The organism is Halovibrio salipaludis (assembly GCF_002286965.1).
Lineage (GTDB): Bacteria > Pseudomonadota > Gammaproteobacteria > Pseudomonadales > Oleiphilaceae > Halospina > Halospina salipaludis.
In genome coordinates this window covers 1-13,603 of record NZ_NSKD01000010.1, presented here as the reverse complement: position 1 = coordinate 13,603, position 13,603 = coordinate 1, and the positions used below count along the sequence as shown (strand labels likewise).

General features: G+C 60.3%; 15 protein-coding genes. 6 read left to right on the top strand and 9 right to left on the bottom strand.

Features of this window, described 5'->3' with window-relative positions; genetic code table 11:
- Window positions 1–9: 9 nt before the first annotated feature.
- From CK501_RS15045 to CK501_RS15015, 6 genes are read right to left on the bottom strand one after another with little or no spacing between them, the layout of a single operon-like run.
- Complete coding sequence (locus CK501_RS15045; RefSeq protein ID WP_095618568.1) at window positions 10–1,908, bottom strand: NADH-quinone oxidoreductase subunit 5 family protein; 1,899 nt, start codon at window positions 1,906–1,908, stop codon at window positions 10–12.
- Complete coding sequence (gene nuoK / locus CK501_RS15040; protein ID WP_095618567.1) at window positions 1,905–2,216, bottom strand: NADH-quinone oxidoreductase subunit NuoK; 312 nt, start codon at window positions 2,214–2,216, stop codon at window positions 1,905–1,907. Before nuoK ends, CK501_RS15045 begins: the two co-directional genes overlap by 4 nt.
- Window positions 2,213–2,749, bottom strand: a complete 537-nt coding sequence (locus CK501_RS15035) for an NADH-quinone oxidoreductase subunit J family protein (RefSeq protein WP_095618566.1) — start codon at window positions 2,747–2,749, stop codon at window positions 2,213–2,215. The genes nuoK and CK501_RS15035 overlap by 4 nt, the downstream gene beginning before the upstream one ends.
- Complete coding sequence (locus CK501_RS15030; protein ID WP_095618565.1) at window positions 2,749–3,645, bottom strand: complex I subunit 1/NuoH family protein; 897 nt, start codon at window positions 3,643–3,645, stop codon at window positions 2,749–2,751. The genes CK501_RS15035 and CK501_RS15030 overlap by 1 nt, the downstream gene beginning before the upstream one ends.
- Window positions 3,642–5,531, bottom strand: a complete 1,890-nt coding sequence (locus CK501_RS17120) for a heavy metal-binding domain-containing protein (protein ID WP_269844208.1) — start codon at window positions 5,529–5,531, stop codon at window positions 3,642–3,644. Before CK501_RS17120 ends, CK501_RS15030 begins: the two co-directional genes overlap by 4 nt.
- Window positions 5,528–5,890 carry an NADH-quinone oxidoreductase subunit A gene (locus tag CK501_RS15015; protein WP_095618563.1) on the bottom strand — a complete coding sequence of 121 codons (363 nt, stop codon included), beginning with the start codon at window positions 5,888–5,890 and terminating at the stop codon, window positions 5,528–5,530. Before CK501_RS15015 ends, CK501_RS17120 begins: the two co-directional genes overlap by 4 nt.
- 259 nt (window positions 5,891–6,149) lie before the next feature.
- Here CK501_RS15015 and CK501_RS15010 point away from each other — a divergent pair, with 259 nt between their 5' ends.
- Entirely contained in the window at window positions 6,150–7,412 is a 1,263-nt protein-coding gene (locus CK501_RS15010) for an ATP-grasp domain-containing protein (RefSeq protein WP_095618562.1), read from the top strand.
- Window positions 7,413–7,428: 16 nt separating this feature from the next.
- Here CK501_RS15010 and CK501_RS15005 read toward each other — a convergent pair whose 3' ends face one another.
- Together CK501_RS15005 and CK501_RS15000 are read right to left on the bottom strand one after the other, a co-directional pair.
- Window positions 7,429–7,875 carry a hypothetical protein gene (locus CK501_RS15005; protein WP_095618561.1) on the bottom strand — a complete coding sequence of 149 codons (447 nt, stop codon included), beginning with the start codon at window positions 7,873–7,875 and terminating at the stop codon, window positions 7,429–7,431.
- Window positions 7,876–7,931: 56 nt separating this feature from the next.
- A complete protein-coding gene (locus CK501_RS15000) occupies window positions 7,932–8,267 on the bottom strand; it encodes a protein kinase family protein (protein WP_095618560.1) in 336 nt (111 codons plus the stop codon).
- A gap of 168 nt (window positions 8,268–8,435) precedes the next feature.
- Here CK501_RS15000 and CK501_RS14995 point away from each other — a divergent pair, with 168 nt between their 5' ends.
- The 5 genes from CK501_RS14995 to CK501_RS14975 all read left to right on the top strand — a co-directional run bounded on the left by CK501_RS14995 (window position 8,436) and on the right by CK501_RS14975 (window position 11,737).
- Window positions 8,436–9,779 (top strand): APC family permease, encoded by a 1,344-nt coding sequence (locus tag CK501_RS14995; RefSeq protein WP_095618559.1) that lies wholly within the window; start codon window positions 8,436–8,438, stop codon window positions 9,777–9,779.
- Between the two features lie 16 nt (window positions 9,780–9,795).
- Window positions 9,796–10,254 carry an ATPase gene (locus CK501_RS14990; protein WP_095618558.1) on the top strand — a complete coding sequence of 153 codons (459 nt, stop codon included), beginning with the start codon at window positions 9,796–9,798 and terminating at the stop codon, window positions 10,252–10,254.
- Window positions 10,255–10,464: 210 nt separating this feature from the next.
- Window positions 10,465–10,809: a hypothetical protein gene (locus CK501_RS14985; RefSeq protein ID WP_095618557.1), complete on the top strand. Its 345-nt coding sequence runs from the start codon at window positions 10,465–10,467 to the stop codon at window positions 10,807–10,809.
- Between the two features lie 83 nt (window positions 10,810–10,892).
- Window positions 10,893–11,180 (top strand): hypothetical protein, encoded by a 288-nt coding sequence (locus CK501_RS14980; protein ID WP_095618556.1) that lies wholly within the window; start codon window positions 10,893–10,895, stop codon window positions 11,178–11,180.
- Window positions 11,181–11,278: 98 nt separating this feature from the next.
- Window positions 11,279–11,737, top strand: coding sequence for a DUF411 domain-containing protein (locus tag CK501_RS14975; RefSeq protein ID WP_095618555.1), 459 nt, complete (start codon window positions 11,279–11,281; stop codon window positions 11,735–11,737).
- Window positions 11,738–12,206: 469 nt separating this feature from the next.
- Here CK501_RS14975 and CK501_RS14970 read toward each other — a convergent pair whose 3' ends face one another.
- Entirely contained in the window at window positions 12,207–13,532 is a 1,326-nt protein-coding gene (locus CK501_RS14970; protein ID WP_095618554.1) for an IS1182 family transposase, read from the bottom strand.
- Window positions 13,533–13,603: the final 71 nt, after the last annotated feature.

Here is a 13,603-nt window from a genome sequence, read left to right as displayed (position 1 = left end):
GGGTTTCCTCTAGAAACTCAATGAAGCTAGAAACAGAATGACAAGTGTCACAGCGGTGGCCACGGCGCTGATGGCCAGGCTGTGGTGGATCAGGCCGCTCTGCAGGGTTCGTGCCCGCGCGCCCAGGGCGCGCACCCCGGACACCAGCGCGAAGATCAGGCCGTCAATACGGCGCTCATCCCCGACCCGCACCAGGTGAGCCACAGCCAGGTTTATATGGCCGAACCCAAGCACGGCCGAATACAGGCCCTGCTCCAGGCGCTCGCCCCCACGGGCAATCATGAGACCGCCACGGCCGACACCAAGCACGGCCGCATACAGGTGGCCTTCCAAATGTTCACACCCCCTGGCAACGGCCATTGCAGGCCTGCCGACCCCGGCCGTAAGCCCACCGCCAACGGCAAGCCCCCGTTGAGCCCAGGGATAGACCGGCCCGAGCAGTCGGGGCGCCGAGACAAGCCAGCCCAGCGCCAGGCCGACCACTGCGGCAAGCAGTCCGAGCAGCACGGCGCCAGTGCCTTCAGCTTCCCGGGTGGGCAGATCAAGAATTCCCTCGATGGGCCCAAAAGCCAGCCCCAGGGCAGCGGCCGGGATCACCAACCCCCAGATGCCCGCCCGCATCCAGGTACTGCCGGCGACCGCCCCGGTTTCCCCGGAGCCTTGCCACAGCAGGCGCAGGGCCCGGGCCATATAGGTGCTGGTCAGCAGTGCGCCGGCCAGCGCCAGAGGGCCGAGCCAGGCCGCGCCCTGCGCGGACAGGGCAGCGGCGATGACCGCGTCCTTGGAGAAAAACCCACTCAGCGGCGGGATGCCCGCCAATGCCAGCGCTGCCAGCGCAAAGCCTGCAAAGGCCCAGGGTCTCGCGCGGCCAACGCCCTCCAGCCGGTCGAAGCCGGTCCCCTCACGGGCGTGCTGGAAGTCGCCGGCAGCAAGAAACAGGGTGCTTTTGATGGCGGCATGGGCAAGCAGATGCAACAGGGCGGCCAGCGGAACCCCGGCGCCAACCGCGATCAGCATCAGGCCGTATTGACTGGCGGTGGACGCCGCGAGCAGGCGTTTAAGATCACTTTCAGCGAGGGCAATCACCCCGGCTGCCACCGTGGTAACCCCACCGACAACTCCAACGGCGAGCAGAGCCTCGGGTGTCAGCAGCGGGAAGGAACGAATCAGCAGGATGGCGCCAGCCGCCACCAGTGTGGCGGAATGCAGCAGCGCCGAGACCGGAGTCGGACCCGCCATGGCGCGCATGAGCCAGTCCTGTAACGGAACCTGGGCCGACTTGCCCATGGCGGCCAGCAGCAGCAAAAGTCCAGCAGCAGTCGATGCGCTGCCGCCAGCCTCCAGGGACGTGGCGATCTCGCTGGTACCTGTCCACCCGATGAGCATGAATACCGCAACATACAACCCAAGATCGGCGCTGCGGGTATAGAGGAAGGCGCGGCCGGCGGCATTCGCGGCTTCAGGGCGCTGGAACCAGAAACCTATCAGGAGGTAGCTGCACAGCCCGATCAACTCCCAGGTCGCCAGCAGCAGGACCCAGTCGCCGGCCAGTACCAGCGCCTGCATCGCGGCGAGGAACAGGGACATCACGGCGTAGAAGCGGGCCTGACTAAACTCCCGCTTCATGTACCCGACCGCGTAAATCAGCACGAAGGTACCCACCGTGGCCACCGCTACGGTCAACAGCGCGGTCAGCGGCCCGGCAACCAGGCGCAGCGGCATGTCCGGCAGACCGGGCAGAAGCAGCGTTTCAGCCTGCCCGTCGGCGACGCGGGCCAGAAGCCAGAGACTTCCCGCCAGGCTGGCTATTACTCCGGCCAGGGCCAGCACAGCGCCGCCCCGGCGCAGTAACAATACGGCCAGTGCGGCGAGCAGCGGCGGCAATACCGGCAGCACCACGGCACTCATCCTTTCAGGTCCTCCGCTTCTTCCATTTCTACCGAGCCCCTGGCCCGGAAGCGGGCAATCGCGACCCCGAATCCGACGGCCATCTCCACGGCCATCACCGTCATCACCACCAGCACAAACATCTGGCCGGAATAGCTCTCGGGATGCAGGAAACGCCAGAAAGCAACCAGATTCACCAGCGCGCCGGCCAGGACGAGTTCCACACCCATCATGATCATGACCAGATTGGTTTGAGAGAGCGCGCCATAGACACCGATTCCGAACAGGATGGCGCCCGTGACAAGCGCTACGATCAGGACAGCCGTCATTGCGAAACCTCCTTGTCGTCTTTACTCGCCAGGTTCTGCACCGGGATCGCCACCGCCGTGGCCGCGATCATCGCGGTCAGGATCGTGACGCCGGCGGTTTCGAAAATCAGCATCGAGCGCCCAAGCAGCTCATGCCCGAGCTCCCGTGTCTGCATGGCCGCGTCCGGCGCCTGGGCCGTCACGGCCCCCCAGTCGGCCAGCAGCGCAACGGCAATTGCGGCGCCAGCAGCAACCACTCCGGCACCAATTGAAAAGCGCTTCTGGTGGGTCATGTCCATGCCGCCAAGTCCGCCGGGATCCATCATGAACATCACCATGAAGATGGCCATGATGCTCATCTCCGTGGCCATCATCATGATCTGCAGCACACCCAGGAACTCGGTCTGCATAACCAGGAACATGCAGCCTACGGCAGTCTGCGAAAACAACAGTGCCAGCGCGGAGCGGACCATGGACGAGGTGCGGAACACCGCTACGCCGAACCCGATTGCAGCCAGCCCGAAAACGGCAAGGAAAAAAGCCTGAGCACCCATTACGGCACCACCAGAATCAGCAACCCGACAATGACAATATTGAGCAGTGCCAGGGGAATCCCCAGCGTCCAGCACCATCTCATCAGATCCGCCTCGCGAATGCGCGGGAGATAGCCACCGGCCAGCAGCATCGACACGGCCACGGCCAGTGTCTTGATCAGGCTCCAGGCCCAGGGCGGCAGTAGCGGCCCGTGCCAGCCGCCGAGGTAGAAGACCGTGGTCGCGGAAGCCAGCGTGACCACCAGCGTCAGGCGCGCCAGCCGCAGTACCGCCAGGCGCACCCCGGTGTATTCGGCATCCACGCCCCCCGCCAGTTCCCCCTCGGCGGTGGGCAGGTCAAACGGCGAGCGGAACGCCAGCGCCATGGCCGCAATGTAAAACAGCACGAAACCTAGCGGCTGGTAGACGATGTTCCACAAGGCGGCCTGGGAGCCAACGATCGCGGTGTTCACCAGGGACTCCGCGCGCATGGCCACGGCCGTGATTGGCATGACAATCAGCATGGAATAGGCAATAAGCTGACCGAGAAAACGCCAGCCGCCGATCATCGCATAGGCGCCGTTTGGCCCCCAGCCCGCCATGATCAGCGCGACTAGGACATAGGCCAGAGCCGCATTGATGAACAGTGCGCCGGTACCCAGATCCGCGATGACCAGGTCCGGCGCCAGCGGCAGGACCGCCGCGCCAAGCACCGCCACAACCAGCAGCAGCACCGGCGCCGCCTCGAAAAAGACCCGGTCCGGGGAGCGCGGCACAATGGATTCGCGACCGAGGTGCGCCAGGCCGCTGATTAGAGGCGCAGCCGGTCGCAGGCGTCCTGTTACCGTCCAGCCCTCGATCACGGCGAGCAGCCAGGCGCTGCCAAACAGCGTGAGCAAAACAATGGCGACAGTCACGGGGCCACCTCCCAGGGGGAAAGATCCAGTGAGCCGACCGCCACCAGTGCGTCGCCCAGTTCCCTGCCCTCGACGAGCTTCTCGACCAGGCCGATATGATGACTACAGGCGGTGTCCAGCTTGTATGATTTCACGTGGCCATGTTCCAGTTTCAGACTTAGCCTGGCCTCACCGCGCGGAGTATCAACCGTTGTTTCACCGGTTCCCGACACATCGCCGATGTCGCACAGGGATGGTAGTTCGGGCTCCCCGGCCCCCTTGATAAGGTCGAGGCTGGCCGATATCTCGGCCAGGCGTTGCCACAGGCGCGCCCAGGCATCTCCGCCTTCGTTGGCAGCCCGCGCCATGGGGCCACGCAGATCAGAAGATTCCGTGGGCAGTACGCCGATACCCTTCAGCCGTGCCTTTAGCAAAGGTGTTCGCCCGAGACGGGTGCCCAGTGCCCGCAGTGCCGGCTCCAGCGCAACAAGCCTTTTCCGGTTGGCGTCTCTGACTTGCAGTTGCAAAGTCGAAGCACGGTGCGTCAGCCAGGTGAAGCCGAGCTGACGCCCCACCTGGGCCAGCCAGCCCAGATGACTGGCGATGCGTTCGCGTTCAAGGGCACTGTTCCGGGCCTGCGTGGTCGCCGGATCGTCATTCACCCGGGCAGCTTGCTCAATTGCCTGACAGGCCAGGAGGCGATAGCTCACCGGCGCCAGCGGCATTGCCGATGCCAGATGCTCGATGAAGGTACCAGCCTCCACCTCTTCAAAGTCGTCACCTTCGGTAGCCATGCCCACCAGGGAAGTCGCCTGCCCTGCCGTCACACCGTCACCATCAAGCGTGAACGTCAACTTCAGTCCACCGGGCAGACCGGGGAAAACAGGACCGAACGGCACCTCAAGCCAGTCCATCTGCAGCCCATCGGCGCTGCGGGGCAGGTCCTTGGTCACTTCGATCATGGACATAAACCCGCCGGCACCATGGTCGTGGCCGGAATGATCGTGACCGGAATGGTCATGTTCTGACTGCCCCTCGGCCTCATCATGGTGGTGTTCATGATCGCCGCCATGATGATGCTCATGGTCCTGATGATGTTTATGGTGGTCCTGGTCCTGGGGCTCAGGATCATGGCAGTGTTCGTGCCCATGGTCCTGATGCTGTTCGTCATCATGCCCATGGTTCTCATGGTGCTCATGGTGCTCGTGGTGCTCGTGGTGCTCGTGGTGCTCGTGGTGCTCGTGGTGCTCGTGGTGCTCGTGGTGCTCGTGGTGCTCGTGGTGCTCGTGGTGCTCGTGGTGCTCGTGATCATGGTGGTGGCCGTGCCCTGCGCCGGCTTCCGCAGTCCCCGTGTCATCCCCGGCCTCATGAGCCACCAGGTCCATGCCGCATTTCGGGCAGCTGCCCGGCTCGTCCTGGACAACTTCCGGGTGCATGGGGCAGACATACTCAATCCTGACATTCAGGACAGAAGCGTCGAAGTCCTCGGGTGAGGCTGCAAAGGCGCCTTCAGCCATCGCCCGCCGCAGCCGACCGACGGCTTCGGCCAGTTCCTCCTGTGAGAGGCCCGCGGAAACATCAGCGTGAGGTAAGGATGACGGTGCTGGTCCGCCCAGCACGAGCACGGCGCGCGGCCGGGGCATCTGCGCGTAGAGCACCGCCGCCGCTTCATCCATTTTCTGTGACAGTTCCCCGATAATCAGGAGTACACCCGCATCACGAGGCGTAGCAGCGGTGCGCATGCCTGCCGCCGTCACGTCCAGTCCGTGCGCCAGGGCCACTTCCGGTCCCGGGACGACCAGACAGCTCAGGTTGCGTGCCATGGCCCGAGAGACCAGCTTCTGCAGTGCCGAGGGCCGTTTTTGTTGGCGGACGCCCACGAGGGGCATTGTTGGATCAGATGTCATTGCCGTCTCAGAGCCCCCTGGCTCCATCCGTAGAGCAGGCCGAGAAAGAGAATGGCAAGAAACACGCCCATATCAAGCAAAGCAACCAGCCCTACTTCCTTGTACACGACGGCCCACGGATACATAAAAGCCATTTCCATATCAAAGGCCAGGAACAGCAACGCGTAACCGTAGTACCGCGCGTGATAGCGCCCCCATACCGGATCCCGTGACAGCACTCCGGAACTCGCGGGCACATCCTTGCCCTGCTCCCGGCGCGTCAGGCCCATTGCGCGGGCAAGCCCATACAGCCCGATCACGGTACCTGCAATGCCGGCCACCAGGGCCAGCAGCAGGCTGTATTGCTCCAGAGCGCTCATCAACTATCCTCCAGCTCGCGCAATCATAAGCCTCCCTTGCTATCACACCAGAAACAATCATAACTTTCAGCCGATCGTTATTCTGACCAGCGAGTCGTACTTTCGTGCCAATATGGTTAATGCATAGACTTCAGCACACGCGTGCCAATATGGTTAATGCATAGACTTCAGCACACGAGACTGAAACAGAGCTGACAAATGTCACCAGACATGGATTTTTTCCACGTCGACCATCCCCGGAATCAGGGCCCCTGACTGTATGACCAATGCCGACGCAGCCCATCTCAATCGGGAGTGCTACTGCATCACCCTTGATCAAAAAGCCCTTGAGAAAAACCTACGGGATCAATTTCCGGACTCTGACCATGATTCGTCAGGAATCCCCGATCTTCATCACCTCTTCTCAAACATAGCGGTTTTCGTCCCGGAAGCTGACATGTCGACGATGGAACGAATCGTCCAGGCCATCGAGTCAGCCACCGGACTTCCGTCGTACCGGGAACAGGTCCTGTCCTGGGCACCGGACATCGCGGGGTTCGATCCAGGCCCGATAGGAGCCTTCATGGGCTATGATTTTCACCTTGGACCCGACGGCCCTAAGCTGATCGAGATCAATACCAATGCCGGTGGCGCTTTTCTGAACGCGGAACTTGCCCGGGCCCAGCATCGCTGCTGCACCCCATCCCAGCAGAACACCTCCAGCAATCCAGCACTCGATGGATTCAAGGAGGCCGTGTTTGCCATGTTCAAGCACGAATGGCAGAAGCAGTTTGGCGACTCAACACCCAGCCGCCTGGCCATCGTGGATAACGACCCGAAAAGCCAGTTCATGTTTCCCGAGTTCCAGCTCGCTCAAAGGCTGCTCCTGGATCGGGGACTGGATACATTGATCCTCGATCCCTCCGAGCTCGAGTATACCAATGGCAGGCTGACAGCGGATGGGAAGCCCATCGACATGGTATACAACCGGTTGGTGGATTTTGCCCTGAAATCCCCTACCCACGCACCGTTGAGGCAGGCGTATCTCGACGGCGCGGCAGTAGTGACACCCAATCCCCGGGTGCACGCCCTGCTCGCCGACAAGCGGAACCTCACCCTCCTGTCAGCCCCCCAATGCCTGCGGGACGGGGGGCTGAATGAGGCCGATGCGGCGTATCTGGAGAAAGCAGTTCCAGAAACCCGACTGGTTTCCAGAGAAGACGCGACAGCGTTGTGGGAGGCTCGTCGTAAACTGTTCTTCAAGCCGGTGGCAAGCCACGGCAGCAAAGGTGTCTACCGGGGTGACAAAATGACCCGGCGCGTATTTGAAAACATTCTGGAGGACGATTACATCGCTCAGGAGCTGGTTCCCGCCGGGGAACGAAACGTCCGGATTGATGACACCATAACGAGCAGAAAAGTCGACATCCGCCTCTACACGTACGCCGGAAAACGGCTGCTTGCAGCCGCACGCGTCTACAAGGGGCAGACAACCAACTTCCGCACCCCCGGAGGTGGATTCGCACCCGTCTTTCAGGTGTAAGGTGGAGGGGTACTGGTCAACGAATCTGTCGGTGCACAAGCCAGACAATCAGGGGCGGAAGGACGATCCACTGCAGGAGCGGCAGCAGCCCGGTTCCTATAACCGGAATCACCGGCATCTGTTCTGCATAGGCCCAGCGCTCGGCAACCACCGTCGCGTGCCACTCAAGCCCGATGGTAATCATCACCGCAAACGCCGAGAATTTAATGACCTGCCAGGGAGTGGCCTGCACAATCCAGCGCCGGTTCCGCGATACAAGAGCAACTCCCCAGAAGCTGACCAGAGCGATCAGCGCATCCCCGGCGGTAGCTCGGGAGCAGAAAAGAATGGCATCCCAGTGCGCGGCCTGGGGCATGTCCCGGTAAAAAGGAACCTGCAGGAACTCCCATGGGTAGTTGAGCAGGAAGCCGAACAGGACAACGTTGAACTCGGGAGAATAGAGCCACCTGCACCAGTTCCTCATGTGTCGGGACTCCAAGTTCCTGTTTTCGCGAGCTCAAACCCTGACACGGCCCACTTTCAGTGGCAACTCCACGGAGTGCGTTCCTTGTTTTCCCGGACGTTGCTATCGCTGAACCGGTACCAGCTCTCCTTGAACCGCGTCCACCAGCCCTGCGCGATGTCGGCCCCATGCTCGCGCACGACCGCCTCGATGTCCTCGATATTTACCTTACCGGCATCGTAGGCAACATTGAGGATGGACCTGTCGTCGTTCAGCGAGACCATATCGATTCCTGTGATCTGGTCGATTGCCTGCCCGATGGCTTCCGCTTTTTCATGATCCAGATTGTCCAGCTTCAGGTGCCGGATCACGAGGCAGCATTCGTTGACAATAGCCCGATGAGGTTTAGCCATACTCGAGTCTCCTGGCCATTTGTGAACTTTTTCCGCTTCAACAATAATGGCACGCGAAGCTGAATCAGGGCTGATAGTTGTGACGGCGGGGAATCAGCTCTGATTCAGTTTCCGGGGTTACGCTTGACCGATTGCAACCGCGGCTCACCTGAAAAAGACGGACAGACGATGACTGAACAGGATGATCGAACCCCGCGCTACGCAGAGAACAGCCTGACGCTGCCCGGCGCGGTAATGCTGGGAACCGGCGTCATGATCGGCGCCGGCATATTCGCACTTACCGGCCAGATGGCGGAGATGACAGGCACGCTTTTCCCTCTGGCCTTCCTGTCAGCCGCGGTGATCGTGGCCTTCAGCGCCTATTCCTATGTGAAGATGTCCAACACCTACCCCTCGGCGGGCGGCATCGGCATGTACCTTCACAAGGCCTACGGGAACACGCTGCCGACCGCCTTCCACGCGCTTCTGATGTACTTCTCAATGGTCATTGCCCAGAGTTTTCTGGCCCGGACCTTCGGCTCCTACACGCTCCAGCTGTTTGATGTCAGTGACCAGAGCCGACTGGTTCCGGTGCTCGGTGTGGGCCTGCTGCTGGTGGCCTTCCTGATCAACCTCTCGGGCAACCGCCTGATCGAAGGCACGGCCTCACTCATTGGCATCGTGAAAATCGGCGGGATCATCATCTTCGGACTGGTCGGTGTGGCGATCGCCGACAGCATTGCGGTTGATTTCACCCGCTCCGAGCCCGAGCCGACGATCACCGGCTTTCTCGGTGCCACCGCACTGGGCATACTCGCCTTCAAGGGCTTCACCACCATTACCAACAGTGGCTCTGAGGTGAATGACCCGCACCGTAATGTCGGCCGCGCCATCATCATCTCCATTGCCCTCTGCGTGGTGATCTACACACTGGTGGGCTTTGCGGTAGCCAGCAACCTGTCCCTGGGCGAGATCATTGAAACCCGCAACTATTCACTGGCAGCCGCGTCCCGGCCCGCGCTCGGCAATTACGGCCTCTGGTTCACCGTCATCCTGGCCATGACCGCCACCGCCGGCGGAATCATCGCCAGTATTTTTGCCGTCTCGCGGATGCTGGCCATGCTGACCCAGATGAAACTGGTTCCCCACAGCCATTTCGGCATGCCCGGCGATATCCAGAAGCACACCCTGGTCTACACCGTGGTCCTTGGCCTGATCCTGACTGCGTTTTTCGACCTCACGCGGATCGCCGCCCTGGGCATCATCTTTTACCTGATCATGGACATCGCCATTCACTGGGGTGTGCTGAGGTACCTGAAGCAGGAGGTCGGCGCCAATGGCGCCATCCTGGTGACGGCAATCCTGCTTGATCTCCTGGTGCTGGGTGGGTTTATCTGGGTGAAGCTTGTCACCGATCCTGTTGTCATTGGCGTGGCAGCGCTGGCCATGGCGGTCATCCTGTTCGTGGAAAGCGTCTTCCTCGCCAACAACCCCGCTACCCCGGATGACGACCACCACCATCACGGGGCATGATCAAGGAGCAACCTTCATGGAACTCAAGACCTTCAAGGACCTTATCGACTGGACCCGCACACTCCACCACCACATGGCCACCTGTCTGGCCCACTGCGCGAGCGAGCACCAGGAAGAACGCGCTCGAATACTGCTCGACTACCTGGCAACCCACGAGGCGGAGCTGGAGAAGCTGGTCACGGCCTTTGAGCGCGAAAGCGACGTCAAAGCCCTGAAGACCTGGATCTATGACTTCCTGTCCCACAAGCCGATTGAAACCCACCGGACCTGTGATCTCCCCTACACCCACATGGGGTTCGATGACATCTGCCGCGAGATCTTTGACTTCCACGACCAGATCATCGATCTCTACCAGAACCTTCAGGATCGCGCCGAAATTCCGGAAGCCCGGGAAATGGTGGAGAACCTGCTGAACCTGGAGCGTCACGAGGCCATGCGAATCGCCAGGGAAGTCGGCCGCATGCAGGACGTCTGAATCCACGGCCGGCATTCGTAAACACCCCGACGGCGAGCCGCCCCGGTAAAGACCGCGGAAGCATGCCTATCTTCGAGGCTGACTTCCGCCAACGCAGGTTCAGGCCCCTGTCTCGCTTTTCCCTATCACGGAAGTCTTGCCGTTGAATGAGAGAGGTGCTAGCGTCAGATTACGCCTAGCCCTCTTGACCATTGGGTACATGGAATCAGGATGACCACCACCAACCGCCGACTCACTTCCGTGCTGCTGTCACTGCTTCTTGTGATCGGTGGACCGACTCTGGCCGCGACCGAAATGGCGGGCGGTCAGCCGGAATCCGCAATGACTGATTGTGGCTCCACGGGAATGGATCGGGTTGACTGCATCACTGCCTCCGAAATGGCGTGCCTGGGCGCCGGCGGACTGAGCCAGTGCGGTACCAGCCCCGCTATCCTGCTGGCAGGTCCCGAAGCTTTCACCGATACCGGCTCCCAACCGGTATTCAATGCCCGGGTAACCATTTACCAGGCTCCTTTCCTGGAGTTCATCACCCCGCCTCCGCGCCACCGCTCCTGAGCTTTAACCCAGACACTATTTCCTGAACCAAACCAAAGTCCCGGGCTTTTATTGCTCACGGGCCTTGAACTGGAGCGAACAGAATGCGCGATTCAAAAGTCAAGCTTACGATCACAGCGGTTTTCCTGGCCGGTACTATCGGCACCTTCTCAGTGTTTGCCCATGAGGGCGAAGGGAAAGGCATGATGTCCCCGGAAGGCATGCACGGAATGGGTGGCATGATGGGGATGATGGGGATGATGAACATGATGTCTGACATGGCTCCGGAAGATCGAAAAGCCATGACCGAGGCCTGCATGAAAATGATGCAGAACCACCGCAGCGACAACATGGATGGCGCCAGGCATAAGAAAGACGCGGACGCCAACTAGGGGTTTGGGCAGCAGCCCGAACTGACCTCCATTGCCCGGGGAAGCCAAGGCGCCCCGGGCCCTCATTGCCCCATTACCGATTCAAATCGAGGATTACCATGAAGACGAAAAAACCGGCCCTGTTTACAGGTATGGCCGCCATCCTTCTCTCCACCGGCTCGGCCATTGGCGCGGGCGGCCCGGCCATCACCATTTACAAGAGCCCTGATTGCGGCTGCTGCCAATCCTGGGTTGAACACCTCGATGCCAATGGCTTTGAGACCACCATTGTCGAAACCAGCAACCTCGGCGAGGTCAAGCAGCAGTATGACGTACCGCGTGATATGACGTCCTGTCATACCGCATTGATCGGTGATCTCGTGATCGAGGGGCATGTGCCAGCAAGTGATATTGTTGCTTATCTTGAGAATCCTCAAGCGGGAACGATCGGTCTCTCGGTTCCCGGCATGCCCCATGGCGCCCCTGGCATGGAAACCGGTCGGAAAGATGATTTTCAGGTCATCATCTTCAGCGACGACGGTGAACAAGACATTTTCCATGCCTATCAAGGTAACTGAGAGCAGAAGTTCTTTTTTATCAAGCAGAAACCCAGTCTACTGGGCTCCTGCATCGTAGATGCTCCCCTGACTGCGGGTTAGGTCAGGCGCACAGGTGCAAACAGACTGACGCGCCCTATCACTGTATCCCCCAATACTGCTGCCAGGGCAAGATGATGCCGGCGCATATATTTCCTCAAATAACGGGTATATGGATCAACTGGTTGTATCTAACGTCAACGACTCTGGCTGGGCGGCGACAATTATTTTGACCGGTTGAGGGTAATTGTTGTCAGGCGGTTGTATCAGACTAGGAGTCTGCGCGGTAGAAGGTTTTGAGCCCCGTTTTTGTCGGAACGGGGCAGCGTCCAGCCGGAATTGCTTCGAGCAACGTCGGTTGGGTTAAGACACCGATTTTTAGCCGGGTGCGCTGAGCTTGTCAGCTAATAGGCCCCTGAGCTGGGGCCACACCAGCGTTCCCTCATCCGGCCTACGCCAGGCTCATCCGGGAACTCATACGCCGGAGATTCAGCGCCAGACAGACCAGGTCCCACTCCCCTTGCACGGCGTTCAAGCCCCGCATACTGAATTGGCGAAAGCCCAGCACGTGTTTGATCCAGCCATTGACCGCCTCGACCAGGTGTTTTCGCTGGGCGTAGACTTCTCGCCCCTGTTCGGTGGTCAGTTTCTGTGCCATCCGGGCCGTAGCTGGATACTGATCGGCGTCTATCTGTCCGGTCTTTTTCCCTTCTCTGCGTAACGAGATATAACCATCAATGGCTTTGCTCTCCAGAAGTTGAAAGTCCTGTTCCTTTCGATAGCCGGCATCGGCCAAACACCGCTGCGGCTGGCTCCCCAATGTCGCTGTCACATCGTCCAGCAGTGGAATCAGGCAGCCGTGGTCACTGGCATTGTTACCCTGGTGGTTCGCCACAATCATCTGGGACTCAGCATCGACGGCCAGTTGCCCGTTATAGCATTGCTGGAAGCCGTCGCTCGTTTTCATGATCCGGCTCTGGGGATCGGTGAAGTTGCTCTGATCCTTATCGTCCGGGACCCCGTAATCGCGCTTGAAATTGCGCCCGCCACGCGGTGAGCGCCGCTCATCGTCAGGGTGGCGCCCGCGGGCGTCATCGCTGGCCTGCTGATCGGCTTCGAGCTTTTGCTTTGCGGCCCGGATCCTGTCCAGACGTTTCTCGCGATACTGGAGTTCGTCGGGTAATTCATCACCGCGTTGGTCGGTGCCAAACTGCTGGTCTTCGGACTCATCCGTGCGACCGGCCTGATTACACAGCTGTTCGATCTCGCTTGCCAACCGCTTTTCTTCGTCACGCATTCGGCCATAGCTCATGGCCTTATGCTTGCTGGCATTGGCTCGGACCTTGGTGCCATCAACGGCCACCGTGCCAAGCTTGATCAGGTCCGCTTCCCGTGCAATATGCAGTACCTGAACGAATACCGCCTTGAACTCACTGAGATGCTGTTTACGGAAATCGCACAGCGTGCGGTGCTTGGGGAAATTGCCGGCTGCCAGCACCCGAAACGCCACGTCCTCTTCCAGCTTGCGGGCAATCTTGCGTGATGAGAATACGCCCGTCGCATAGGCGTAAATCAGCACCTTCAGCATCATGCGCGGATCGAACGGCGATTTGCGTCGCCCGTCGCCTTCATAGCGCGCATAAAAATCACTGAGGTGCAGCTCTTCGACAACATCACTGATGAAATACGCCAGATGCCCCTCAGGCAGCCACTCTTTCAGGCTGGGCGGAAGGAGCAAGTCCTGGTCGGGCGAATACGGGCGGAACGTCGTTCCCATCGGGCTTCCTGCAAGAGAAGAATTTCGGGTTATTATGCCAGAAGGCGGTTTCTACCGCGCAGACTCCTAGG

What these genes read in the sequence shown, in the direction of transcription:
- CK501_RS15045 (WP_095618568.1), bottom strand. Translation starts at nt 1,908, where the DNA reads ATGAGTGCCGTGGTGCTGCCGGTATTGCCGCCGCTGCTCGCCGCACTG.
- nuoK (WP_095618567.1), bottom strand. Translation starts at nt 2,216, where the DNA reads ATGACGGCTGTCCTGATCGTAGCGCTTGTCACGGGCGCCATCCTGTTC.
- CK501_RS15035 (WP_095618566.1), bottom strand. Translation starts at nt 2,749, where the DNA reads ATGGGTGCTCAGGCTTTTTTCCTTGCCGTTTTCGGGCTGGCTGCAATC.
- CK501_RS17120 (WP_269844208.1), bottom strand. Translation starts at nt 5,531, where the DNA reads ATGACATCTGATCCAACAATGCCCCTCGTGGGCGTCCGCCAACAAAAA.
- CK501_RS15015 (WP_095618563.1), bottom strand. Translation starts at nt 5,890, where the DNA reads ATGAGCGCTCTGGAGCAATACAGCCTGCTGCTGGCCCTGGTGGCCGGC.
- CK501_RS15010 (WP_095618562.1), top strand. Translation starts at nt 6,150, where the DNA reads ATGACCAATGCCGACGCAGCCCATCTCAATCGGGAGTGCTACTGCATC.
- CK501_RS15005 (WP_095618561.1), bottom strand. Translation starts at nt 7,875, where the DNA reads ATGAGGAACTGGTGCAGGTGGCTCTATTCTCCCGAGTTCAACGTTGTC.
- CK501_RS15000 (WP_095618560.1), bottom strand. Translation starts at nt 8,267, where the DNA reads ATGGCTAAACCTCATCGGGCTATTGTCAACGAATGCTGCCTCGTGATC.
- CK501_RS14995 (WP_095618559.1), top strand. Translation starts at nt 8,436, where the DNA reads ATGACTGAACAGGATGATCGAACCCCGCGCTACGCAGAGAACAGCCTG.
- CK501_RS14990 (WP_095618558.1), top strand. Translation starts at nt 9,796, where the DNA reads ATGGAACTCAAGACCTTCAAGGACCTTATCGACTGGACCCGCACACTC.
- CK501_RS14985 (WP_095618557.1), top strand. Translation starts at nt 10,465, where the DNA reads ATGACCACCACCAACCGCCGACTCACTTCCGTGCTGCTGTCACTGCTT.
- CK501_RS14980 (WP_095618556.1), top strand. Translation starts at nt 10,893, where the DNA reads ATGCGCGATTCAAAAGTCAAGCTTACGATCACAGCGGTTTTCCTGGCC.
- CK501_RS14975 (WP_095618555.1), top strand. Translation starts at nt 11,279, where the DNA reads ATGAAGACGAAAAAACCGGCCCTGTTTACAGGTATGGCCGCCATCCTT.
- CK501_RS14970 (WP_095618554.1), bottom strand. Translation starts at nt 13,532, where the DNA reads ATGGGAACGACGTTCCGCCCGTATTCGCCCGACCAGGACTTGCTCCTT.